General features: G+C 41.0%; 18 protein-coding genes and 1 pseudogene. 2 read left to right on the top strand and 17 right to left on the bottom strand.

The window, feature by feature from the left end; all coding sequences use genetic code 11:
• Nucleotides 1–60: 60 nt before the first annotated feature.
• The 8 genes from G628_RS0115505 to G628_RS17725 form a co-directional block, all read right to left on the bottom strand.
• Nucleotides 61–603 carry an NUDIX hydrolase gene (locus tag G628_RS0115505; protein WP_034501091.1) on the bottom strand — a complete coding sequence of 181 codons (543 nt, stop codon included), beginning with the start codon at nt 601–603 and terminating at the stop codon, nt 61–63.
• A gap of 18 nt (nt 604–621) precedes the next feature.
• A complete protein-coding gene (locus G628_RS0115500) occupies nt 622–2,352 on the bottom strand; it encodes a hypothetical protein (protein WP_027209527.1) in 1,731 nt (576 codons plus the stop codon).
• A gap of 5 nt (nt 2,353–2,357) precedes the next feature.
• A complete protein-coding gene (locus tag G628_RS0115495; RefSeq protein ID WP_027209526.1) occupies nt 2,358–3,986 on the bottom strand; it encodes a hypothetical protein in 1,629 nt (542 codons plus the stop codon).
• Nucleotides 3,987–3,990: 4 nt separating this feature from the next.
• On the bottom strand, nt 3,991–4,782 hold the full coding sequence (locus G628_RS0115490) for a hypothetical protein (RefSeq protein ID WP_074463294.1): 792 nt from the start codon (nt 4,780–4,782) through the stop codon (nt 3,991–3,993).
• A 164-nt stretch (nt 4,783–4,946) separates the two neighbouring features.
• Nucleotides 4,947–5,705, bottom strand: coding sequence for a hypothetical protein (locus G628_RS0115485; protein WP_026667788.1), 759 nt, complete (start codon nt 5,703–5,705; stop codon nt 4,947–4,949).
• 51 nt (nt 5,706–5,756) lie between these two features.
• On the bottom strand, nt 5,757–7,331 hold the full coding sequence (locus G628_RS0115480; RefSeq protein ID WP_026654047.1) for a hypothetical protein: 1,575 nt from the start codon (nt 7,329–7,331) through the stop codon (nt 5,757–5,759).
• A gap of 516 nt (nt 7,332–7,847) precedes the next feature.
• Nucleotides 7,848–10,778 (bottom strand): hypothetical protein, encoded by a 2,931-nt coding sequence (locus tag G628_RS0115475; RefSeq protein WP_027209525.1) that lies wholly within the window; start codon nt 10,776–10,778, stop codon nt 7,848–7,850.
• A 10-nt stretch (nt 10,779–10,788) separates the two neighbouring features.
• The gene (locus G628_RS17725; protein ID WP_034469012.1) at nt 10,789–12,897 is read right to left on the bottom strand and encodes an efflux RND transporter permease subunit; all 2,109 of its coding nucleotides are present in this window, start codon (nt 12,895–12,897) and stop codon (nt 10,789–10,791) included.
• 337 nt (nt 12,898–13,234) lie between these two features.
• Here G628_RS17725 and G628_RS0115465 point away from each other — a divergent pair, with 337 nt between their 5' ends.
• Nucleotides 13,235–13,837, top strand: a complete 603-nt coding sequence (locus G628_RS0115465; RefSeq protein WP_027209524.1) for a TetR/AcrR family transcriptional regulator — start codon at nt 13,235–13,237, stop codon at nt 13,835–13,837.
• A 170-nt stretch (nt 13,838–14,007) separates the two neighbouring features.
• Here the strand turns inward: G628_RS0115465 and nagA are convergent, their stop codons facing one another.
• The 8 genes from nagA to G628_RS0115425 all read right to left on the bottom strand — a co-directional run bounded on the left by nagA (nt 14,008) and on the right by G628_RS0115425 (nt 25,067).
• A complete protein-coding gene (gene nagA, locus G628_RS0115460; RefSeq protein WP_027209523.1) occupies nt 14,008–15,201 on the bottom strand; it encodes an N-acetylglucosamine-6-phosphate deacetylase in 1,194 nt (397 codons plus the stop codon).
• Nucleotides 15,202–15,219: 18 nt separating this feature from the next.
• Nucleotides 15,220–16,272 carry a HAMP domain-containing sensor histidine kinase gene (locus G628_RS0115455; RefSeq protein WP_027209522.1) on the bottom strand — a complete coding sequence of 351 codons (1,053 nt, stop codon included), beginning with the start codon at nt 16,270–16,272 and terminating at the stop codon, nt 15,220–15,222.
• Nucleotides 16,269–16,961, bottom strand: coding sequence for a response regulator transcription factor (locus G628_RS0115450; RefSeq protein ID WP_027209521.1), 693 nt, complete (start codon nt 16,959–16,961; stop codon nt 16,269–16,271). The genes G628_RS0115455 and G628_RS0115450 overlap by 4 nt, the downstream gene beginning before the upstream one ends.
• The gene (locus G628_RS0115445; RefSeq protein WP_027209520.1) at nt 16,927–17,721 is read right to left on the bottom strand and encodes a CPBP family intramembrane glutamic endopeptidase; all 795 of its coding nucleotides are present in this window, start codon (nt 17,719–17,721) and stop codon (nt 16,927–16,929) included. The genes G628_RS0115450 and G628_RS0115445 overlap by 35 nt, the downstream gene beginning before the upstream one ends.
• A gap of 133 nt (nt 17,722–17,854) precedes the next feature.
• Nucleotides 17,855–20,959 carry a WavE lipopolysaccharide synthesis family protein gene (locus tag G628_RS0115440; protein ID WP_027209519.1) on the bottom strand — a complete coding sequence of 1,035 codons (3,105 nt, stop codon included), beginning with the start codon at nt 20,957–20,959 and terminating at the stop codon, nt 17,855–17,857.
• Between the two features lie 24 nt (nt 20,960–20,983).
• Nucleotides 20,984–21,715, bottom strand: coding sequence for a glycosyltransferase family 2 protein (locus G628_RS0115435; protein WP_027209518.1), 732 nt, complete (start codon nt 21,713–21,715; stop codon nt 20,984–20,986).
• Between the two features lie 33 nt (nt 21,716–21,748).
• Nucleotides 21,749–22,828: a glycosyltransferase family 4 protein gene (locus G628_RS0115430; RefSeq protein ID WP_026667778.1), complete on the bottom strand. Its 1,080-nt coding sequence runs from the start codon at nt 22,826–22,828 to the stop codon at nt 21,749–21,751.
• A 604-nt stretch (nt 22,829–23,432) separates the two neighbouring features.
• Entirely contained in the window at nt 23,433–25,067 is a 1,635-nt protein-coding gene (locus G628_RS0115425; protein WP_027209517.1) for a DUF4832 domain-containing protein, read from the bottom strand.
• A gap of 418 nt (nt 25,068–25,485) precedes the next feature.
• Between G628_RS0115425 and G628_RS0115420 the strand changes: the two genes are divergently transcribed.
• A complete protein-coding gene (locus G628_RS0115420; protein ID WP_034462185.1) occupies nt 25,486–25,815 on the top strand; it encodes a helix-turn-helix domain-containing protein in 330 nt (109 codons plus the stop codon).
• A 127-nt stretch (nt 25,816–25,942) separates the two neighbouring features.
• Here G628_RS0115420 and G628_RS19065 read toward each other — a convergent pair.
• Nucleotides 25,943–26,163 (bottom strand): annotated as a pseudogene (locus G628_RS19065) (group II intron reverse transcriptase/maturase); the annotation flags it as partial.

The following is a 26,163-nucleotide window of genomic DNA, read 5'->3' as shown; positions in this document are numbered from 1 at the left end:
CCCAATTTTTGACTCTTGTATATAATACCATAGCTATGTGGTTCTAAGGAATACCGCTCATTACATAATGCCAATTATCTTTTCTGCCAGCATCAGTCCTGCGATTGTGCCGTTTACTTTAATCTTGTTTGACATACACATATCAACTGCTTCTTTTAGCGGAATAAACTTGAATTCAATATCTTCAGAAACCTCAAGGTTCTGCTCGCCTGTTTTCTTGATATTTCTTGCCAAAAAGATATTTACAACATTAGTGTCTTTAGTTGGATAGTCATATCCTGACAATAGTTTTGTCCAGTCATCTGAGGAATATCCGGTCTCTTCGAGCAATTCTCTTTTTGCCGCATCAAGAGCACCGTCACCATCTTCTATCACTCCGCCCGGAAGTTCATATAACACTTCATCTACAGGATAGCGATACTCACTCTTTATGAGAACCCTGTTTTCCTCATCAACCGCAACTATCAGTGAAACGCTCTTTTTCTCGAACACATAGAAATCATCGAGGCACATTCCGTTTGGTAATTGCACCTTATCTTTTGCCAGTTTTACCCAGCGATTGTCAATAATATACTCTCTGTCTAACTGCTTCCACTTATCCATGTTGTCCCTCCTCACCTTCTACTTTTCTTTCTCCACAAAAGGTATAATTTTAAGCTTATGATACCTGTAGCTATCCAAAGATTCTTCATATTTAGAAGCAATGCTATCATCTTCAAAAGAATAGAAATCATCTTCCGGATAGTTTACTGTGTAAACCTCCTGTCCATCTTTATAGTAAGTTCTAGTACCGTTGTCCCAGTAAACACCTTCTATGAGTTCCATTTCTCCTTTGTTGTATCTGTAGAACATCAGGTCTCCAGTGGCTGCACCGCCTGAACCTATATTCGCTATTACTCCGTCACCGCATATGTAATAACGATTTCTACACCAACCTTCAATGACATGCAGCAGTTTTCCATCCCGAATAGTGAACAAATCATAAATCTCGTCATTATTATAGTACCAAGACTCACCACTTTCCGTAGTATCCTGGCTCGTGGTTCCCAGAATCAACTCATCAACTCCGTCGCCGTCAATATCGGTTTGCAGATATCCCGCCGTAATACCATAATCATCGTTTATGTAAGAATACAATTCATCTGAAAGCCCATGTTTCTCAACATAGTCATAAAGGGAATCCCAAGATTCCTCTGAAATCTCTGTCTTTAGTCTACAAATAAAATCATCGTATACGCCATAATCGACATCCGTTGTTTCCTGCGGTTTTTCATCAAAAAACTCTGTATTATCAAGTTTAGTCCAACTTACACACTCCCCGTTCTTGATTTCCTCCGTTAGCCCCGCTTCCTTTTCTTTTGCCGCTATCAATCCATTAAACTCGTCAACAGTGCACAACTTAAGTCCTTTTTGGTCAAAAAACTCTCTGAAACGGCGCGCTTCCTCAAACGCATTCGAACTGCCAATATCTGCAGAAGCATCATGTTTACTCCACTTCAGGCTCTTAACATAATAATGTGTGAAACAATGTCCGGTCATAGTACCACAATATATGTCATCAGCCTTATTATCCGGAGTATCATTCAGATCGGCCCAATAAATCTTATATCCATCGGCATGAATTTTCCCCTTTGGTAAATATCCATATTTATTATCCGAATCATCCGTTTTAGGCTCATCCTTTTTTTCTCTGATGTCCAACGTTTCACCATTATAAACAAAAGGGTATTCCTCTGTGCCAACCATTAAATCCGAAGAAATATAATGATTATTTCCTGAAGCGTCAATGTAATCCCTTCTTTCTTCGTGTAAAAAATCATCAGAGCTTTCGATATACCCATACTCATTAACATTAAATTGCCCGTCATAATCAGGATTGCATTTAATATTATTTCCGTATACCGTCTTTAAATGTCCGTCAATTTCCTTAATTACCAAGCACTCTTTAAACCATGTTGTCCCCATCATATTCACATCAAGCGCAAGTTCCTCATTGCCATCTTTTCCGCAATCGACATATGCATATTCAGTCCCTTCAAGTGTCACATAAAAATCGTCAACAGCATTGCAAGAATCGCGGACAGCCCTAACAACTTCCGATAATGTCAGCTCCTTGCCTTCCGCATTTTTTAAAGAAAAGACTTTTCCTACATCACCGCTGCAATCTATAAGGACTTTTTCTTCGTTTCCAAGAAATCTCTTATATATGTCTGCGTGTTCTTTTTCCTCTGCTGCCTCTGTGTCGTTTGCGACCGTCTCCTCTGAATCCATGGTCTGTTGTGCTTTTTCTCCGGAGCACGCTGTCATGGTCAAAAGAAATAACGCCATCGGAACTATTTTGCCTAATCTCATCTTGTCTACTTCTCTTTCTCAATAATAGGTATATAATCAATCTTTTGATACTTGTACTTAGCAAAATCAGGAGAATCAAAAGAGTACATTCCCACGACTGAATCATCCACTTCAGATTCCTTTGAACCGTCGTTGTAATACATGTGCGTCACAAGCTCACTGTCAAGGCGCGTATAAAGCCCTTCTATCAGTTCCAATTCTCCTTCATGATACTTGTAAAAAGACCATACTGTTTCAGATGCAGAACTTGCACCCTCATTTGCTATCGCACCGTTCTCACACAGATAATAGCGACTTCTTTCCGCGCCGGAAAAAACATGGGTAAGTTTGCCACCTCTGATAGCAAACATATCATAAATAACACAGTCAAACGGAGATGAATAATACTCATTGTCGTCGTTTCTGCAACTTCCAAAAAACAATTCGTCAATTCCATCACCATCTATATCTTTTATGAAATATCCAACCGTAACATCATCGTCAGCAAGTTCCCAACTCAAAACGTATGAAAGCCCCGTCAGCTCCGGTGTTAGTCCGTTATAATTGTCATCTTCTATGTTTTTCTTTAAGCGGCTAATCAATGCATCATATGCCAAATAATCTCCATCTTCCGATATCGATCTGATATTCATAGAAAAAGAACTGCAATCAAACTTGTTCCAATTCAATAAATGCCCGTTCTTGATTTCATCTGTAAGACCGCTTTCCTTCTCTTTTGCCTCCAATATCTTCACGTAGTCCTTACGGCTGTATAACTTAAGTCCAAGTGATTCCGTATACTCAATTATTCCGCGACTGTCTTTGAAGATAGTATGATTAGCCGCATCTTCCGAAGCGTTGAAAACATAAGGTGAGCTCTTTAAATATTTAGGAAAATTAATATGTCCGACCAGATTTCCGCAACAAATATCATCCATTTCATTACTCTTAGTATTGTTTAAGTCCGCGCTGTCAAAAACATATCTGTCAGGATAAATCTCAGTTTTTGCAAAAGAAAAATAATCCTGCTCATTCTCTCTTTCTGCAGACCTTCTGATCAAATTTCCGTACGGAAACCTGTCGCTATCTGTCTTCTCAGTGGCAATATAGTGGTAGTTTCCCATCCCGTCCACATATTCCTTACATACACTCTCACAGTAAGGGCTATCCTTGCTTTCAATATATCCATACTCATTAATGCATATTTTCTTTTCAAAATATTCCAAATTGGAATATACCGTTTTAAGCTTTCCGCCTATTTCCTCAATGATCACATATATTTCCCGCTCAAAATCTCCCCGGACGCCCACTCTCAAAGCTATTTCATCGTTGCCATCTTTCCCACAGTCAAGATATGCATATTCAACTTCCCCGAGGCTTACGGCTGACTCATCCACAGTATAGTAGCAATTAACGATGTTATTGATAACCTCTGACAAAACGAGTTCTTGCCCTGCATACCTCTTAAAAGAAAAGAGCTCTTCCGCGTCGCCGCTGCAATCTATAAGGACTTTTTCTTCGTTTTTAAGCAGCCTGTCATATATGGCTGCGTGTGATTCAGCTTCCGTCGCCTTAACCTGTTTTGTATTTATACCGAAACATTCCGCCACTGTTAAAAGACATAACAATGACGGAAGTATATTTTTTATCCACATATTCTTATTTCTTTCCGAATTTGTTTGACTTGAATACTAGGTTGTCTCCGGACTTAGTGAATGTGATGATTCTTTCAGGCTGCTTATACTTTTCATCCCAGTTTTCATTGTTAGGCTGATATTTGAGTGTATAAGTGTCACCTGACTTAGTTCCTGACACAAATTTACCGTCATATAAAGGCGAATCATCTCCCCACGGATTACAACCTATAAGGATTGAATCATATTTCTCATTATATGTCCAAAAAGGATAATCTTTCGGGTCAATGTTAATATCAAGTCCGGTATGATCTTTGGCATATTTAATGAGCTTATCCATTCTTACCACAGTATCCACAATAAGATCCAACTCTGTAGAACCGTAAAATTCTATCTTTTCTTCATCTGGAAGTTTGTCTTCATCTTCAGTAAGACCCTCAACTCGGTAAGCTATAACCCGATCCCATTTGATTTCTTCAGGGCTACTGTATTCAGGTCCAAGGAAGCCAAAACAATCGCTACAGGTCGCAGTAAACCTCTTTGTAAAATCGCTAAGTTCCTCATCAGATACAGGCTCGCCTTCTACCTCTGTAATTTCATCAGTAGAAGATTCTGCCTCAGCAGTTTCATCAGTTGAAGCTTCCGTTGTTTCCTCAGTAGTTTCATCAGACGCAAATTCATCTGAAGCAGTAACTTCCTCAGATGCCGATTCTTCTTTTTCACCTGAAGTCTCAGTAGTGCCTTCCAATGGAATCGGTGTACATGCGGATATAACAAAAGCAGTTGCGAGTATCAACAATGTAGTTCTTCTTTTCATTTTGCTTTTCTCTCCGTTTTCTTTTGTATTAGGAATCTCTGTGTCTTTTATTATACAGATCAAATGTGTTCAGCCTGTTAAAAAACAGCTCACCTTATAAATATAAGATGAGCTGCGCATTTTTCTCCATATCAGAAAATCTTAATTAAATAAGCGTTTTCTTATTACTTTCCAAGTTTGTTTGACTTGAATACAAGTTTGTCACCGGACTTAGTAAATGTGATGGTTCTTTCAGGCTGCTTACAAGATTCATCAAACATTTCATTACCGGGCTGGAATTTGAGTGTATAGGTGTCACCTGACTTAGTTCCTGACACAAATTTACCTTCAACTAAAGGTGTATCCTGTCCCCACGGGTTTTCACCTATAAGGAATGCATCGTATTTCTCATTGTATGTCCATGAAGGAACATCTTTCGCATCAATGGTAACATCAAGTCCGGTATGATCTTTGATATACTTAGTAAGATCCTTTTTTCTTACCACCGAATCTACTAGCTCGCCTTCTATATCAGTAAAGCCATAAAACTCCTTCTTTTCTTCATCAGTCAGATCTTCTGCTGTAAGTCCCGGAGTATAACAGCCTATAGCCTGATCCCACTTGATTTCTTCAGGGCTGCTGTATTCAGGCCAAAGGAAACCAAAACAATCGCTATTCACATCAATAAACATATTTGTAAATGTGCTAAGTTCCTCATCAGATACAAGCTCGCCTTCTGCCTCTGCTGTTTCATCAGTAGAAGATTCTGCATCTGTTGCTTCCTCAGTAGTTTCCTCAACCAAAGGCTCGTCTTCAACAGTAATTTTCTCAGAAGACGCTTCTTCTTTTCCGCCTAAAGCCTCAGTAATGCCCTCTAAAGACGGTGTACATCCTGTAACAACAAGCGCGGTTGTAAGTATCAACAATGCTCTTTTAATTTTCATAGTTCCTTTCCTCTCTTTCCAAAATCTCTTTTCATAAAACCCTGTTATCCTTTAATCCCCAATATAATTAGGATGAGCGGCATGTCTCTTTCTTATCGTATCATTATTGCCGTATGCAATATTATATACCTTATCGGTATTTGTGTCGAAATTAAAGTATAAAGTGAATGTATCAAACTTATACTTGAAGCCATATCCCTGATAAAAACTATATGTCTCTGCAGGACTACCATAAGCAGCTATAATACTATCTTTTGAATCACCAACTCCGACATTGCGAGATGTCTTTGCGCCCTGCTTATAGATGCAAAGATCGTAAGTTAACTCTTCGCCGTTATTAACAAATGTGTATAAGTTTATGTTATTTGAATCATAAACATATCTTGGTTCATCAGCTGTTGATGTATCTTTCTTTTCACACTGACCGAGGTTAGCCATAAGTGTTGACGCTCCGTCAAGGATAGAAAGTTTCTTGCCGTTATACATGATCTCAGCCTCAGAAACGCTGCTGCTATTCTGAGTTGTAGTTGCTGCAGGTGCAGGAGCTGCGTTATTAGTTGTCTGCGCAGGTGCTGTGTTGTTTGCAGCAGGTGTTGCATTGGCATTTGTGTTTGATGTTGTTGTATTTGTAGCAGTTGTTGCATTTGAGCTTGATGTAGTAGCCTGAGCTTTTCCGGTCGCAACTATATTCTTTGTAGAATCCGCGATATTTGACTTAACAGGGTACATCTTTGACAAAGTATCGTTATTATCATATGAATAGCTTACTACTGTATCGTTCTTGGTATTGAAATAAAAACATAAAGTATATGCATCAAACTTTACTGATATACCATAATCTTTATTCAAGCTAAAAGAACTCTTATTGCATCCGTTATACGCATTGTTTATTTCGGCCAATGTTGAGCCTACACCGACACCACGTGCTGTAAGTATACCTTTTTTATAAACTGCGATATCAACAGGAAGTTCGTTTCCATCTTTGATACCTGTTATAAAAATAATGTTTCCTCCATCATAGGAATAAAAAGGCTGTTCAGGACAAGATGTGTTTCTGCTCTGATACTGTCCGAGATTAGACATTATAGTATTTGTGCTGTTCAAAACAGAGTGTACTTTTCCGTTATATACAAACTCATGATCTGCAAGCTTAGCAGGAATCGCATTTGCCGCTTCGGTAGTTGCAGTTGTGTTTGAATCTGTAGTTGAAACAGTAGGTGCAGATGAACCTGTAGTAGCTGCGTCAGGGGTTGTTGCCGTTGCTACGCCGGTAGTAGTTGTGCCATTTGTGGTTGTCGCAGTTGCTGTACCTGTAGTTGTTAATGTCTCAGATGAATTCAATGTTGTAGCTGCTACTTCGGTTGAAGTTGCTGTTGTTGCTACATCGGAAGAAGCTGCCGTAGCCGCATCTATTGATGATGAAGCCGCTGATGCATCCTCGCTTGATGAAGCTTCTGCCGCCTCAGAAGCAATCATTGCCTCTCTTGCTGCCTGTCTAAGTTCAGCCTCAGTCAATTCCATAGCGCTGCTTCCTGAAGAAGCCGCATCACTAGATCCGCTGCATCCTACAAGTGAAAGCATCATAGCTGAAGCCATCAAAATGGCTGTTGATTTACATTTTTTCATAATTCCCTCCACATTTCAGTCAATTATTTTGTGTATCGTATATATACAATACACAAAATAATTGACGTATATATTATGAAATCATGTTTTTTCTGTGTTCTGTTTTTATAGGGCAAATATCATGCTTTTGCTGAAATCTGTGTGTGGAATTTGATTCTTGACTCCATTGGCAAGTTCTTCGGTTGCGATCAGAGATTTGCGGCACTTTCATTGACTCTGGCGGCAGATTCCTTCTTTGGAGTCATGGATTTGTAGCTCTGGCATTGACTCTATGGTGCATTTTTGCCTGTAGAGTCATGCCTTTTAGCAAATACATTCCCTTGGAGAGCTTATTTATATGACCCTACAGCTCATTTTCTGCTTATAGAGTCATGCCTTTCAGTAAAACACTGCCTAAACAAGCATAAAAAACATGACCCTACAGAGCATTTTTGCTCCGCAGGGTCATACTCAATAAATTTCATGTTATAAATGCCTAAATATTCACACAAGAATACTCGATGTATCAAGTATACATCACGCATTCTCGGATTTGATACCGTCTGTCTTGATGATGAACTTCACGCTGCTGTCGGTATCATCGGATGCGCCGCCGAAAGTGCTGTAGTTCTCGCCGGCTTTCTCAATAGCTGAAAGTCTGTCGGAGAAATCAGAAAGATCGCCGTCGAATGCTTCGTAGATCTTCTTGATACCTTCTTTATCAAACTTAATAACTCCGTCAACAAGCTCCTGAACACCGTCATCAAGCTCGCCTGTTCCGTCGTACAATTTGCCTACTCCGTCGTAGAGCTCTCCTGCTCCGTCGTCCAGCTTTCCTGCTCCTTCATCAAGCTTGCAAGCGCCGTCGTAAAGCTTGAATGCACCGTCAACTATTGTTGCATTATTATCCGTCAATGTATCAGCGCCTTTTCTAAGCTCTGTAGAACCGTCCTTAAGCTTGCCAAGTCCCTGATCGAGCTGAACTGTTCCGCCATAGAGTTTCTCTATGCCTGCTGCCAGCTGTGCATTTCCGTTTGCAACCTGATCCGCACCCGCAACAAGAGCATCAAGCTGAGCAATCTTCTGAAGAGTTGCAGGGTCAAGATTTATAAGCGTATCAAGATGCGCTTTTTCTATAAATGTAAGAACTGCCTGAGTCTGAGCAAGATATCCTGCATATGCGGCTATCATAGGTGTCTGCTGCTTTGCAGTGTTTATTGCACCCATTGCAGTCTCTAAAGCAGCTTTTGTAGCGGTCAGTTCTGCATCTTTTGCCTGAAGTGCTTCTGAAATTTTCTGATCAAGTTCTGCCTGAGTATATGTCTTCTCAGAATTCTGGTTCTGATTCGGATTTCCACCTCCCAGCAAAATTGCAGAATTAATTCCCTGCCCCTGCCTTACTGCCATCTTGTTGCTTCGAAGCTGATCAGATATGCTTTCATTATTCTGACCGTTTGCACCTCCTGCATCTGCTCCCCCTGTCGGATTACCATTTACAGGTTGAACTTCTCCCTGAGTTGCTCCCGCTGTACTTCCGTTACCGGAAACCTGATTTGCTCCACTCTGATTTCCTGAGCCGCCTGTGCTTGCAGCAGGATTTCCTGCATTTTCTGAAGTAGAAGCTGTACTTCCACCTTGATTTCCTGTACCCGTCACTCCGTTATTGCCGGTTCCTTCCGAGGAACCTCCTGTTGCAGGCGCACCTGAAGCAGTCGCCCCTGATCCATTTCCGGTAGTTGCCGGGCTTCCTCCATCCGGATTGTCCGTTCCCGAACCGGAACCATTTTCACCCGTGGTACCTGTAGAAGGCTCTCCACCGCTTAAATTATTATCGGAATCATCTCCTGTTTGTGCAGGTTCAGGAGTAGATGCCTGCCTTGACGCATCATCAGGCTCCGTAAGTTCACCGCCACCTACTGTCATAACAAGCGCAGCGTCGTGAGGCTCATTTGGTACGCTACCTGTACTAACCTGTGAAAGAGCTGTCTTTCCAACATTTATAATTGCATCAAGCTTTGCCTTATCAACGCCGAGGGTCTGGCATGCGATAGCAGCTGCCGTCGCATCGGTTCTGCTTCCGATAAGATAAGCCTGCGTAACGGAATAAGCATTCTTTATTGAAGAAAGCTGTGATGAAGCTGCCATAAGGCTTGAAAGAGAAGAAGCCATCTGAGCCAGCTGCTTTACACCGCCGTTAACCGCTTCAGTTCCCTGTGCAAGAGCCTTGGCATTATCAACAAGATTTGCATCTTCCATTCCCTGTCTGAGAGCAGATGAACCATCTTTTGCAGATTTCAGGCCTTCTTCCAAAGCAGCCGTTCCGTTTCTAAGATCATGCGCACCGTTTGTATATTTAACAAGTCCGTCGTAGAACTCCTTGCTTCCGTCACTAAGTTTTCCTGTGCCGTCTTTTAATTCCGCCGTTCCGTCCTTAAACTCCTTTGTTCCGTCATAAAGATCCGACACTCCGTCTCTGAGCTTGCCCGTTCCTTTCTTAAGTTCCTTGGAACCGTCAACAAGATCATTCGAACCGTCGTTTAACTTATTCATGTCATCCTTGAGGTCATCGATCTTGTCTGAATTAGAAAGATCTGACATACCAAAATCTGAAAGAACGTCAGAACTTGCCATTGTCATAGTCATACCAAGTTCAAAGTCTGTTGTATCAGCCGTTATCTCGAAACTGTTACTAAGTTTTTTCTCAAGATCCTCATCATCAAGCTCATCCCACTTATCTTCTGATATATCAAGGCTGTCTTTTAATCCCGGAACCGCAACTCCCATAACGATGTAGTTTCCGCCGTCCGAAATGACCTTTCCGTTTGAGATATCAACATTTGAGAACTTGTCGCCATCGAGGATCATTCCTGACATCATTACAAAAGGAGTGAATACCTCAACCTCTTTTCCATCCACATCTACAGTCTGCTTGTCGGTATTCTCATACTCGAAACGAATCGTGACCTTACCGCTCTTTCCCGCAAGTTCTTCGGGCTTTACTTCTTTTCCGTCAAGAGCATAAGTAATCTTCATATTGACGGGAAGTTTTTTGTCCGTAACTCCCTGATAGTAAATATCAGAGCCCTTGGCCTCCCATGTCAAAGTTCCGTCGCCGTTATCCTTGAACGTCTCATCGCCTTTGACATTCACAATGTCCTTAAGTTCAGTCTTATCAGCAAGTTCAGCCGTAGCACCTGCGTTTTTGAGCCACTCACTTACGATAATATCGTTTGCGGCGCCGCTTGCATCTGCACTCACATATACCGTCTCAACTTTTCCGGCATCGTCAGAAGATCCGATGCTCTTTGTAAGACTGTCAGAAAGTTTGTCTTCCTCGGCAGTAGTTGATACTCCTGCATTCGCCGCATCTGAAACGCTATCTTTTTTTGCACCACAGGCAACCGTCATGATTGCAAGCATCGTTGCCAGGGCAAGTGATAATGATTTGATTAGTTTTTTTCTGATCATAATTCTGTCCTCACGCTATTTTATTAACACAATCTGTAATTTTATCTTGTGACTTTGCACCCGGATTCACGCCAAGTGTAGTCTTTATTATTATCTTGTCGAATATCATGTACATCGCGGGAAGCACCAGCAAAACAGTGAACATGCTGATAATCGCGCCCCTCGACATAAGATTGCACAAAGAGCCGATCATATCGATACTTGAGATAAGTCCCACTCCGAATGTTGCCGCAAAGAAGCTGAGTGCACTGACAATTACTGATTTCATACAGGTAGTCAGCGTAATAAGAGTCGCTTCTTTTTTATCATGTCCCGCGTTTCTTTCCGACAGGTACCTCGTAGTCATCAGGATCGCATAGTCAACAGTAGCTCCAAGCTGGATGGTTCCTATGACAACTGATGATATGAAAGGTATGACCGTTCCCGTATAATAAGGAATTCCCATGTTTACAAAAATCGCAAATTCAATTACCGCAACCAATATAAACGGAAGTGACAAAGACTTAAGTACCAGTGCGATTATCAGGAACACAAATCCGATAGAAACCGCGTTTACAACCTTAAAGTCATGATCCGTTATATCTATAAGATCCTTGGTACAAGGCGATTCTCCGACAACCATCGCCTTCTTGTCATATCCTTTTACTATGCGCTGAACCTCATCAATCTGAGCGTTTATCTCGTTTGAAGCCACTCTGTAATCGGTGGTCAAAAGAACTACTTTCCAATCATCGCTTTCGAGCGCATCGAAATATTCCTCAGGAATAAACTCTTTCGGAAATGCAGGTCCCATGATAGCGTCGATTCCGAGCACTGAGATGATACCGTCGGTATTCTTGAGCTCTTTTATCATCTTATTCATGGAAACACTGTCGAGGTTCTTATCAACAAGGATCATATACGCGGAGTTCATGTCGAACTTCTCATCAATCTCTTTTGACCCCTGTATACTTCCAAGCTTGTCGGGAAGCGTATCCGTCAGGTTGTAGTAAACCTTAGTGCGGTTGTTTCCGTAAACCGCAGGGAATATGAGTGCCAGGAAGATGATGAAGAATACAAGGTAATGCTTTGCCACCATCTTCGGTATTCTTACGAATTCGGGCAAAAGAGGTTTATGCTTTGTCTTTTCAATCGCCTTATCAAAGATAAGTATCATGCTCGGCAAAATGGTAACGCATCCGACAACGCCGAATATTACACCCTTGGCCATTACTATTCCGAGATCCGTTCCAAGTGTGAACGTCATAAAGCAGAGCGCCAAAAAGCCTGCAATCGATGTAATTGAACTTCCGACAACAGACTTAAATGTTGCGGCTATGGCATTTGCCATCGCGTCGTTTCTGTTGTCATTCTTTTCAAGTTCTTCCTGATAGCTATGCCACAGGAATATCGAATAATCCATGGTGACTCCGAGCTGAAGTACCGCGCTCAGCGCCTGAGTGATAAAAGAAATCTCTCCGTTAAACACATTGGTTCCCATGTTGTAGACTATCGCCATTCCTATGCTCAGAAGGAAAAACACAGGAATAAGATAGGAATCCATTGTGATTGAGAGAACTATCACAGCAAGTACAACCGCCATTACAACGTATATAGGTGTCTCCGAAATTGTAATGCTCTTAAGGTCGGCCACTATAGCGCTCATTCCGCTCATAAAGCACTGCTCATTCGAAATTTTCCTGATATTTTCTACTGCTTCCAATGTTGTGTCGGCGGATGTTCCGTCATCAAATACAATGAACATCATCGTCGCATCTCCGCTGTTAAACGCATCATATACATCGCTCGGAAGCATCGACATGGGTATCGACAGATCCATCAGAGAATCGTACCAGAGCACGTTCTCAACATGATCCACCTGCTCTATCTTTGCTTTCAGAGCCGCAACATCTTTTTCCTCCATACCTTCAGTCACATACAGGACAAAAGAGCCGGTTCCGAACTGATCTAGCAGGATATCCTGCCCCTTCATAGTCTCGATGTCCTTGGGAAGGTACGACAAAATATCGTAGTTTACTCTCGTATTTATATATCCGATCGCAGCCGGGATAAGGAGCCCGATTGCAACCAAGAGTATCAGATATCTTAATTTGACAATTATTCGAGAAATCTTTTTCATACTATTACTCCATTGAAATTATTGACTATCGGTCATTTATGGTATAACACTTTTATGACCATTAGTCAACATTTTAAAAGAGAAGATTTCCCAAACTTTATTATCTTTTGCTTACTCCTCTCGTCTTCCCCCATTCAACGCAAAAATCCCCTTTCAATAACCGATTAAAATGCCTGATTATCAAAAGAGGGATTATCTGATTTTACACATTGTTAGTTATTGCTAACAAAGCTATTCTAGTACATTCATTTTTCCATGTCAATGAATCCACTATTTTTGTCTTAATAACTTTCCTAAATTTATGTTATATTTAATTTGAAAAGAGAAAGGTGAAAAAATGGGAAAAGCAGACCAAAACAAAAAAGCAAAACTGGAAAGACTACTGAACACTTCCTTTGAGCTTTTTACTTCAAAGGGACTTAACAAGACTTCCATATCGGACATTGTAGAAAGAGCAGGGGTTGCAAAAGGAACTTTCTACTTATACTTTAAGGATAAATATGACATCCGCAACAGGCTTATCGCTCACAAGTCAAGCCAGCTGTTCATGCAGGCTCATGAAGCGCTCAGCCATGAAAACCTGACAGAATTTGATGACAGGTTAATATTTATAATGAATTATGCATTAGATTCACTTGCGACAAATAAGGGACTTCTTTCCTTCATCTACAAAGATCTTAGCTGGGCAGTATTCAAAAAAGCACTCAATACAAATGTAAGCAATTCAGACGATGAATTTGGCACCATCTACAACAAGATGCTTGAAGAATCGGGTCACAAGTTCAAAGATCCTGAAGTAATGCTCTTCCTCATCATAGAGCTTGTAGGCTCAACCGGCTACAGCGCCATCATGTACAACGATCCTGTTTCGCTGGAAGAGCTTAAGCCGCACCTTGAGCAGACTGTAAGAGGGATAATACGGAATTATATTGTGGAATAAAAGGAAATGATTATTTGACGATAATGAACCGTGATGGTAATATATGAATTGAAAAAGGTGCTACCGATAGACGGTTAGCCCTGAAATATAAAATGGTTAAGAAATAACCGCTCTATGTTTGCGAGGCAGAGGGCGGTTATTTTTGTGTCTTGGAATCATGCTTTCCATTTTTAAACTTCAACACCTCTTGCAATCACCATCTTCACATCAAGTGTCTCCTTATCAAGAAGCACCAGATCTGCGTACTTGCCAGGAGTGATAGAGCCTGTAACATCATAGCAGCCTGCTGCCTTGGCGGGAGTTACGGTTGCCGAATATACGGCATCTTCGAGAGAAATCGCTGCCTGCTTAACTGCATATTTAAGGCATCCCATGAGATTCGTCACAGAACCTGCAATTGCGCCGTCGCTAAGGCGCGCTTCATTTCCTCTTACAGATACAGGCTGTCTTCCGAGTTCGTACTCTCCATTGCCAAGACCAGTTGCCATCATAGAGTCGCTTATAAGCGCTATCCGCTCTCGTCCAAAAAGTTTGAACGCAGTCCTTATCATTGGTGCCGCAACATGAACGCCATCACAGATTAGCTCAGCGATTACTTTGTCTTTCTCCGCAGCAGCCGCGATTGGGCCGGGATTCCTGTGACCTAACGGTGCCATTGCATTAAACAGATGCGTGAGATGACACGCTCCGCTTTCAAAAGCTTGTTTTGCGGTATCGTAGTCGCAATCGGTATGCGCAAGCGAAATCGTACATTTCTTAGAAACTTCTTTTATAAAATCCATTGAAGGAGTATCTTCTTCGGGTGCTATATCACAGAATCTGATGCACTCTTTCGATGCCTCATATAGTCTGTTAAACATATCTATATCGGGCTTTCTGAGATACTTCGTATTCTGCGCGCCACACTTCTTTGCAGATACAAATGGACCTTCCATGTTTATTCCATGAAAATAAGAGAGCCCCACTTTCGTAGCCTCTCTTCTATACTCTTCATTATATAGGTTGCTGTCATCTCTGTCCTGTTCTCTCCTATACTCAGCAGCAGCCTTCATTATTTTCATAAGCTCATCTTCCGCAAGCGTCATTGTCGCAGGCACAACCGTAGTTATGCCATTCTTTGCCTCATATGCAAGAATCTTCTCAATCGACTCTATTGTCCCATCGCAGAAGTCAACGCCATCACAGCCGTGCAGATGGATATCCACAAGTCCCGGAATCGCATAGCAGGAGCTCGCATCAATTATCTTGGCATTCTGACAGCCGCCGTTTTGGCAACTGTCAGAAAAGTATTCTCCATCCACAAATATATCTTTTTTAATAAATCTACCGTCTTCCGTAAATGCAGATGCATTCTTAATAATCATCTGTACCACTCCAATCCTTCACACCACGGCAACAAACCTCTTAAATTCGCTCTCCGCATCTTCCACATATTCCAGCATTCCGCCATGAAGTTCCATGATCTTTTTAGCCACCGAAAGCCCCAAGCCACTTCCGCCGTTTTTACCTTTTATATATGGCTCAAAAATATGCGCCTTGAGTTCTTCATCCAAAAACGGGCCGTTATCGGCAACAACAACCTCAACTCCACCGCCCGTTTCTGTCATAGTGACCTTTATGGTCGTATTCTCAGGATTATGTCTGACGGCATTGTTTATAAGGTTGGAAAAAACTCGGCGCATCTGCGAGTGATCATATTTACAGATCACGGTGTCAGGTATTTCCAAATTAAGGACAAGTTTTTTCTCTTCGAATTTATAAAACATATCCGCAAGAATTCCTCTAAGAAGCGCCGCAATATTGCCCTCTTCGGGAATAATCTTATAACTTGCACTTCCAAATTTGGAGTACTCCAGCATATCCTCAAGCTGCACATTCGCAGCTTCTATCTGCTGTTCTATTACAGTCAGGCAGCGTTTTCGCTCCTCGTCAGATATATCTTCTTTCTTAAGTAATTTGGCATATCCCATTACCATCGTCATTGGAGTCTTGAGATCATGAGCTATTCCTGCGTAGAGCTGTCTGTTATGCTCATCATTTTTTTCCCTGAGCGTCTGAGCTTCTTTTAACCCCACTACCATGTTGTTGAAAGCTTCTTCCATCTCGCCGAACTCAAAGCTATCCTTTGCTTCCAGTCTGACATCAAGATCGCCGCCGCTTACCTTATTCATACTGTCTGCGATTCTTCGTGAAGGATCTGAAATATATTTCTTTGCGATATGAGAAATCACGCCAAATATAATCAGGATAAAAATCACACTTGCAACATTAACCTGTGTCTTAAGTCCATCTCCAAGCCCTTCTTTGCCGAACCATCCCGCAATAACCCCCTTTATAAAATCTCTTATCCTGTTAAAAAGAAGCATCAACAGAATAACAATCGCGATCAAAAATCTAAGAAATACCTGAAGTTTCCTGCTATATTCTTTTTTCATTTTTCTTCCATCCTATATCCCAGCCCTCTGATAGTGTGGATATACTCAGCGCCGTCATCCGATATCTTGCTTCTAAGCTTACTTATCGCGACCATGATACTGTTGTCATCGGGGAATTTATCGCTTTCCCATGCCGCCTCGTATATTCGGTCTTTGGTAAGCACATGTCCGATATTGCTCATGAAGCACTCAACCATGCGGTATTCCAGCGCTGTCAGTTCTATAGCTTCACCATTTTTATAAAGTCTCTTAAGATCAACATCCAATCTAAGGCTTCCGCATACAAGTTCCACAGCCTTGCCTTGCCCATCATATCCGTAGCATCTTCGAAGTGTGGACAATACTCTTGCCGCAACTTCCATCGGGTCAAAAGGTTTAACTATATAATCATCCGCTCCGATATTAAGCCCCTTTATCCTGTCAAGAACATCGCCCTTGGCAGTAAGGAAAAGAACAGGTACATGGCTCTTTAGTCTTATCTTTTCAACAAGCTCATAACCATCCATAACAGGCATCATCACATCGGTTATTATCAGATCAAAGCTCCTTCTGTCAAACATCTCATAGGCGCTGTTTCCGTCATATGCTTCGCTCACTTCCATGCCATGCATCTCAAGACACACCTTGAGAAGTCCCGCTATCTGAGGCTCATCGTCAACTACAAGTACTTTGTATTTTTCTTTTTCCAATTTTCATTCTTCCTTTTATCAGTATTATCGTAACCAGCAGAACTGCCGTAAGAAGCACAGGCAACGTATATATAATATATCCGTTCAGATTATAGCTTAGCTGCACGCCATGCCTTTCAAAAGCATTCATGATACTCGCAGATGCGTTATGCATCATATGCGCACATATACTATACATAATATTACCACTATGCTCATAGATCAGTGCATATAATATTCCGCTGAAAAAGACTGAAAGAAATCCCTGAAGGTGGTAACCATGAAGTTCGGCAAATATCAACGACGTTAAGATTACTGCAATAGGGATATTTATTTTTTCTCTGACATAACCGTATAAGCCCTTCCTAAAAAAATATTCCTCCGCCACCGGTGCTATCAGGATTGTAACTATATGATCAAATGCTGTTTCATCAAGTACTACATCTTCTGTTACAGGAAAAATCCCGTTAAGTAAAAAACCGACAAAAGAGTTAAAAAGTATCATACCAATACAAACAGAAAAAACTGCTACCACGATCATCTTGATAAAGCTTCTGTCTTTCCTTAACTCCAAATCCTTGGATATTCCCTTTACATGCGAAAACCAAACAACAAACAAAACTGTTACAACTGTCCCAAAAGAGCCGCTGTAGTGATCAAGCTGTTCCTCAGTCAGCAGGAGCCTCCCTTCCGCAAAAACCTGAAATCCCAGTATTCCAATAAAAAACACCAAAAAATACAAAAAAATCACTCCAACTACCGAAAGCACTCTTTTCACCATTAGTTTCATCTCCTTTGTTTTGATAAAACCATGATAAATAAAATACATTTCCGTAGATTGAAGTGAATCTTAACGTAGCCTTAATTTGATCAATTTTTACAAGGCGCACTCATTCCGAGACAAGCCTTGCCACTCACACCTGCCCAATCTTCTTCATCAGCGCACAGTACTTCTTATCATATCCGTACCTGTCGCCGTAAAGCAGCGCCTTCATAAGAGTCGAATGCGCCTCCTTATCTTTTTTGCAGACCGCGGAAGCACTGTAATAATTCTTCAGATACTCGTGAATCTCCTTGTTGTCACGGTCAACGTTTACAATATACAAGCCAAGTAGCGTTTCAAAGCCCATGAAGCGCTTATCCTCCGTAAAGCCGCCTTTTTTCATAATTCCCAGATCATCACTGCTTCCGATCATGGCGTTTGAACTAAGAACCGCTTCGTACGCAAGAATATTTTCAAAAGAACCGTCATCCTCGTACCACCTCGGAACGGGAACTTTCTTGTTCGCATTTCTTATGAGATTGATGTAATGACACTGCTCCCTGATATAAAGACTGTTATACTTCTCAGAGTTTGAATACTTCGTATGCGGGAACGTGCTGTAGTATTTAAGCACGCTGTCAGTTTCCGCATGGCCATCCCATATCTTCATCAGGTCAGAAGTCCTTCCCATCTGAAATGAATCGGGGATTGCACCGACAAGTTTACCGTCCGTATTCCTGCCGTCATACATTCGCTCGTTTATAAAAAGAACTCTCTCATCAAAGATCTTGTACTCAGGATTATACGAATCCATGATCTTCTTCCAGTAATTATAAAAATCAAGAAGCGTCGAGTTCTTGAAAACATGGCAGGATTCCATCTTTACACAGTACTTTGTCTTGACCATCTTAAGCGCCGTACTGTTGAGGCTCTGAACCATATTTATATCGTTTATTTCATCATCGTCCGAATCGCCCAGATGAATACTGACTCTCGGAGACTTTTTCTTTTCCACAAAACAGATCTTATCGCACAGCTTCTTGATATGCGAAGGAACCGTCTCATCATCCCAGGTTCCGAGAATGATTGAAGCTCCGGGGAAAAATCTCTTAATGGAATGCAGACATGCGATTGTGTTAAGCTCACCTGAAACTTCGATTCCGCCCGTAACCAAAAATGTCAGCTCTTCTGCCCTGACATCGGCCAAAACATCCGCAAACTCTTCCGTCACCGTATTCTTATAATTTCTTACAACACTGCTCCACTTAAGGATATTGAAATAATCAGGATTTACCTTATATTTCAATTTGTAATTCATTCCAAGATACGCAAGCTCTCTTTTTACCACAACATTATCAAGCGTCCTGTATTTTCTGCAGAGTTTAAGCCAGTCGCCGTAACTTGCATTATATTTGTAGGCCGCCGAATTGTTGATGTAGAGCGCTTTTGGAAGCACAACCTTGCTTATCGGAAACTCGACGCAAACGAAATTATTAGCAAGAAACTTCTCATACTCCCTTCGAAGCTGCGAAGAATCATCCGTCACATTCATAAGTCCGACGAAATCAGAAAAAATCGGTGTAAAACTGTTCACATAGAAGTTATACGCAATATACTGCTCCGGCGTCAGATTGCATCTGTATTCGCTCTTGTAATCTCTTTTCCCCACATCCTTATAAAGATCTGCCGAAAAAAGCTTTAGCAGGTCGTTCCTAAGTCCCATATACCACCAGTCGGAAATGCCAAAGTTAAGCACTCCGCTCTTGGAAGTCGAAAGCGCCTCGACCATTATCCTTCTTGAGACAACCGACTCCGTGGTGACGTACCTCGAAACCCTGTTATATATATCAAGAAAATCAGAACCCGTAAGGATCATATCGCTTCGCATCTTAATGCAATACTTTCTCGTACATGCCTCAATTCCCGCGCGGCTCGAAACAATTTCCCTGTTTACGTTGTTCCTCTGCTCATGCGGATATTTCCTGATAAAGCCGCATGTACCGGGGTCCTTACTCATTACTACGATATCCGCATCAATGCCATTTGCGCTCTCGCCCTCGAAGATTGACAGAATAACCTGTGCATGCGGAAGGTGCTTTCTTATGCTCTTAACCGTCTCACCGGTCGTATCTCTCACCATTCCCTGAACGACAACGCCTATATCCCTGCTGTCTATGATCTCGTTGTAATAGTCGACAGCGTACATCTTATCGAATTTTCTTTTCCCAATCCTGTTAAGAAAGCCCTTAAATCTGTTGTAAGCAGGGTGCAAAAAGGATTTAAAGCCCTTCGGCATGACCTTTTTAATTCCATTAAAGAGCAGATTCTTAAAAAAATATCCCGGCAAAAATGAAAGATTTTTTACAAAAATAAGCAATAAGTACTTGATGTACTCCTTGGCATCGTTGCAGCAATAGAAAGCATAGAGTTTCTCCCAGTCCTCGTGAGTATAGCAGTTCTGCGGCACAGCCTCTTTCCTGTAGATACTGTTAGAAAGCGTCTTAAGTCCGATATCGTCGTTACTTAGGATTATAAGGTTTGCCGCAAAAGTCGCTTCGCTCCTGTCTATATCTTCCCTTGTGTATTTCTCGAGATCATCGGGCGCTTTGAAACTTATGCCTTTATTTACAAGATTCATCCACAGATACGACTCCGCATCGTACCTGAATGTTGATATGGAATTATTCGGATAATACTTCCACATCATGTATTCTTCGTCTTCTTTGGAAAACAACGGAACATCAAAAAGCCTCACCAGATCTTTCGTATATCCAAAAAAGAAAATATCCGAAGGATGGTAAGCTCTTTTCATATCCGAAAAAATGTACCGCGGATTTCTCGAATAGAGCTCGCAGCATATCACCTTGTGCTCAAAAATCTTGTATTCGGTACATTCTCTGTTATATATATTAAAATAATCTTTGAATCCATCGTCGCACAGATAGAAGTCTGTTCGTAACTTCAGCGCATAGACAGTCTTTGCTTTCAAAAGACCGTGATAAGTCGACACAATCTGTCTGTTGATGTTGTTCTTAGGCGAAAACGGCACATTGAACTCATCAAATCCGCCAGGATCTTCGCTAAAAACAACTTCATCATATTCAAGACCTTCTACATCAGTTCCTTCCCATGTAGATAATATAATAAATGCTCCCGGGAGCGCACGCCTTATGCTCTGCAGGCATATCGGCGTTTTTTCCCCATCTACGTCTCCCTGTACAATAACTGTAATCTCTTTATTATCAACTAATCCCATGTCCCCTACCAATCATTGGTTAACTCAAAAGAAATCTGTACACAGATCAAGCTGCATGCAGGCACTCATGCCTTCATTCCCCCCGAATCCATGCATATCTGCCCCAACGTTGCAGAAACTGATCCTCTTTCCGTCATTTATCATTTCGTTATATACAGGAGCAACGCCAAATTCATTGTTCTCTCTCACATCATTGACTATCATCCTGTATGCATATTTCACAAAGTCAGAACCCTTCTTAAAATTAAAGATTCCAACGATTGCTTCGTTTGACATATCCTCTTTTTCCCTGACGAGTGTCACTTGTCCGTTTTCATCATATTTGACATAGCTCCACTTGGGCTGATTAGCCGGCGTTGTCATGATAAGTCCGTCATAATCTCTCATTTCATCGAGATATGCATCTATATTCGTATCAATAACCTGCGCACAGCCTGCAATCATAAGTTCATCATCATTATCTATAAATTCCTCCGCAAGGAGCACCGTGCAGGCATCTCCTTCGGTAGTTGCATCGGTAGATATAATCTCGCAGTCGGGTGTTATTTCTCTTAGAATCCTGTCAAGCTCGAATCGTTCGATGTGATCTTCCTGACAAACATAAATAAATCTATGCTCACACTTAGGTCTGATATTCTGAGTCACATATTCGATCACCGGATGACCGAATATATCGGTAAGTGGCTTGGGAGTTTCGTAAAAAGACTCCGCATATCTGTTACTGCCACCGACCATGGGTATTACTATATTAAGCATTGGTTCTTCCTTTGTAAGTTAAAATCGTTAGTTTCACATCTCCGTTGCTGCGTCACGATATATCTTTTTCATGCGTCTGCTACTGTCCTCCCATGAACTTTCGGGAATCTCAGCTTCGATCGGATCGTCGACAAGTCTGCAAATACCCTCATAGATGTCTTCTTCATCATAAGGGTCAAAATAAATTGCTCTGTTGCCGAGTTCTTCATGCGCATGAGGCATATCAGCCACAGCTATCGGTCTTCCGCAATTAAGCGCCTCAATAGGCGATACCCCCGCACCTTCTACAAATGCCGGACAAATATAACCTTCCGACTCGTTTATAAGAGCCGCAAGATCAAGTCTGTTCTTGCATCCTGCGAAAATAATCTCGTCTTCATACTCCTCAAATTCTTCGTACAGATCGTCATAAAGATCATTCTTTCCTACGATCACAAGGCGGATGTTTGTATCCCACCTGTCTTTATACATAATGTAAGCGTCTATGAGTCTTAAGATGTTTTTTTCTGACCGGGTATCACCGACACACAACAAAAACGGTGAATATCCAATGTCATACTTTCCCCTTACATCAAGCTCATCGAGTTCATCGTCGTCCATAATCCTGAACTCGGATGAAACCGCATTGCCTACAACTTCAATCTTTTTCTGCGAAACATCATATGTGTTTGCAATGTCCCGTCTGCTGATATTCGAGACGGTTACCACTTTATCCGCATGCTTTGCGCAAAACGGGATCATAAGCTTATTCTTCAGATACTCAACCTTATTAACATTGTTCTTATTCTTTTCATGTTCAAAAGAAATGTCATTTATGGTACACACCACAGGACACGGACTGTTAAAAGGCACGTAGTGCAGAGTGTGAAGAACATCCAGATCGTATTTATAACAAAAACTTGTTAATTCAAAAAAATTTCTTGTAAAAGCGTTATTGCTTCTAAAAGGTACAACTTTAAACTTCTTCATGTACCTTGATATATCGGCATCTTTTTCGACAAAAAGATAATACACGTCCCCCTTGTCAGGCTTGAGAGCATCCAATATTCCCCTATAAAAGCTCTCATCCTCGCTCGCGCATCCGAGCATATGTGCATCTATTCCAACTTTCATCTATATATCACCTTTTCAGATTGTTTTATATTTATCATCTTTCATCACGAAAAATGTTAAGTAAAATTATGACTTGGCAAGATCCGCACCGTAAGCTGTACATGTGGTATTGAGCTTATACAATTAGTTAGTTCTCAAATGTTTTTTGCTTTCACAGGCTTCATTGTTTTAATAACCATAAGGTTAATGGATCGTCCAAATAATTTCTTACGGTGCGAAACACTTCTGCTTGCCCAGTCGTGTCCGTCGAGGTATAAAAAACTCGTTCCCCCCAAGTTTTTTCACTCTATATTTGAAATACCACATTACAAGTGCAAAAAATTTTTCTCTCTTTCCTTCTGTGAAGCACTCTGATACTCTTTCTTTTATAAGCTGTTAATCTTAATGTTTGTGTAACTTTTTACAAAATTCGTACACCTGTGAGCAAATATATGCAATTATTCAGTTTTACTGGATTGTTGGCTTTTTCTATAATTAAATTATATACAATTTGCTTCACATTTGCAACATTTGTTTTAACGTTTACGAACATTTCTTTGAGATTTTTTCCAAAAAAATTCCGAGGCAGCACATGCTTCCCCGGAATTCTATAAAAAACTAATTGTTAACGAACCTCTTTGAATTCAGAACCACCCTTGCTATTTCCGCCTGAAACCTTGATAGTACCGATCTTATTTGCACGGATACCGTCATTGAAGCAATCAGGGTTAGCAAAGCGAATACCTGTCTTTGCGGAAGCCTCTTGTGTATTTCTGTTATTTCTGATCCTAATGTAAACATCCCAATTTCCGGAAGCGATGTCTGAAGGAACAGAGAATGTCCACTTATAGTTCTTGGTAGCAAGAGATGTAAGGTCGTTTGCGTTAAATGAATCAACGCTTGCCACATATGTCTTGTCACCGTTCTTAAGGATTACTTCCGTATACTTCTTTGTAAGGAAGTTACCAAAGCCAAGGTTCTTCATTGAACCGCTCATTGTAAATGTGCCGTCCTTGCTTACCTCTGAAGAAAGCTTTGACTCTTTTACAAGAATTCTGTATCCCATGTGATCACGCATGAATTTTCTGTATGAATGGTCGATGTATGGTGCAACATCTGATGCGTCAAGTCCCTTAACAAGATCCGACTTGGATACATCAACATGGTTAAGTTCACTTATAAGCACCTCATCCTCACTGTTGATATTGTGGAGGTATGAAAGGTGTGTTCTGTAAAGCTCTGACATAAACTTGGAACCGTCATAGATAGGTGAGCCATGTGACTTTAATGTATCGCGGTCAACATATGCGCACTCACCGCCGTAAGGAACCTCTGTGAGCTTTTCAAGCATATCTATGCCCTTATCACGAGTGATATAAGGCCATTCGTTCTCTTCACCGAATGTTCCGTAATCGGTAGATGTTCCGAGATATCCGTCGTTATACATTCCAAGCCTTTGATTGAGCTTAAGACTTCCGTTTGCAACTGCTGCGTTAAAGCCTGCTGCGTCATTTGCATATCCGTAATATCCCATAAGATGCTTGGGCGCTCTTACAAGTACCTTGATACTGGGATCAAGCTTATTGAGCCATCTGTCTATGATCGCATTTGAGAACTGAGGATCATAGTTGTTACATTTATCAATATCATACATTGATGAATGCATCTCACCCCAAGGTCCGAACATTCCGCACTCAACAGCAAGAACAACATCTTTGTTCCTGTTGATGACTTCGCTGAGCTGCTTAATGTGCTGACGGATAAGCTCTGTGTTGTGGTACACCGTTGAGTCACCGTCTTTTGTCAAACCGGGCTCATTTCCTACCGTCTTGTCACTTGCATAAGAGAATCTAAGTACAAGTGATGTTCCGTTCTTTCTTGCATTTGAAAGTGTATTCTCAAATGCTTTAAGGAAATTCGGATGCTCAGTCAGATTCTTGTTTCCGCCGCATCCGTTTGAACTGTTATATCCATCCTTTGAGAAACTGTTTCCACTTGAAAAGTATCTGAGATCATACATGATACTGTACATTCCACCCTTAGGATTAAGTACAGGACATGAAGAACTGTCAACCTTAACCCATGTATATGGGCATCTGCCTCTTTCGATGTTATCGGCAAGTTCTGCCCCCGTATCCTCGAGGCGGATTGTTGATCCAAGTGATTCAGCTTTAACGTCTAACGATCCTGCACCGATAGTACCGATTACCATACCGAATGTCAGAATCAAACTCATTAGTCTAGTCTTATTCTTAATCATAATCATCCCCTTTTTTGTTCTTTTCGCACAGTCATTCATCTAAAGAACCACAATTAATGTCTGTGTAACTTTCTTAATAAACCATGTTTATCTAAACAACCATGTGTGTTTTCCCAACATAACATATGTTTTAATGCTTCATACCAATGAATTATATAAGACTGCGCTCCCAAATGCAACAATCACTTTAACAAATATTTTCATATTTTTTTGTGTATTATTAATGTTTGCTTTTCGCGCAGTTATCGCATTTTATTCACACCTGTATCGTTTAAGGAAAAAAAATTTATATTGTTTTTACTCAAATATGGTGCATTTTTTTGTCGTATCTGTTATGATGTATATATAATGTTACACATTTGTTACGTTTATACTTCGATATAATTAAGAGAAAAACGCCATAAAAGGAGGGGTTGCAATGAAATCAGTATGTGAAGTATATAATAATAATTTTGGAATCCGTCTTTCAAAATTAAGAATGCAAAAGGGAGTTTCGGCTCGAGACATGAGCCTTTCTATAGGACAGAACGCCGGTTACATCAATTGTATAGAAAATGGCAGATCGCTTCCTTCAATGAAAAATTTCTTCTTGATCTGCGATTATCTTGGTATCACACCAAATGATTATTTTAATTACCAAACTTCTTTTCCCAAAAAGTTAAGCAGTGCGGTAGATAACCTGTGTCATCTGGATGACGACAAACTATCTCACATCTCGTCAGTCATTGAATATATGGTAGCTAATTAAGTCACTCCAAAAGTAGCGCTTTTTGGAGGATTATGGGGAATCGAGTAGGAGGAATTTCTCATAAATGAGAAATTCCGACCTCTCACACCACCGTGCGTACCGTTCGGTACACGGCGGTTCAATCAACTTAACAAGTAACACACTTTTCGGTGTAGTAATCTAACATTGAGACTAATCCAAATGAGGTTAGTCTCTTTGTACTTATAGCCTTTTGTACCCATCCATTGTGAGCGAGTCTTGCATATCTGTCTCCGCAGTAGGCGATATTATACGCCGCCCATCTTGGTACGTCCAGCTTCATCAAATTCTTAGCTCTATTCTGTGGAGTTTTCCAATGCTTCCAAATAC

Origin of the sequence: Butyrivibrio hungatei NK4A153 (assembly GCF_000424465.1) — a bacterium.
Taxonomy (GTDB): Bacteria; Bacillota; Clostridia; order Lachnospirales; family Lachnospiraceae; genus Butyrivibrio; species Butyrivibrio hungatei_A.
Note: the sequence above shows the minus strand (reverse complement) of the source record. Positions and strands in the feature narration are given on the sequence as shown.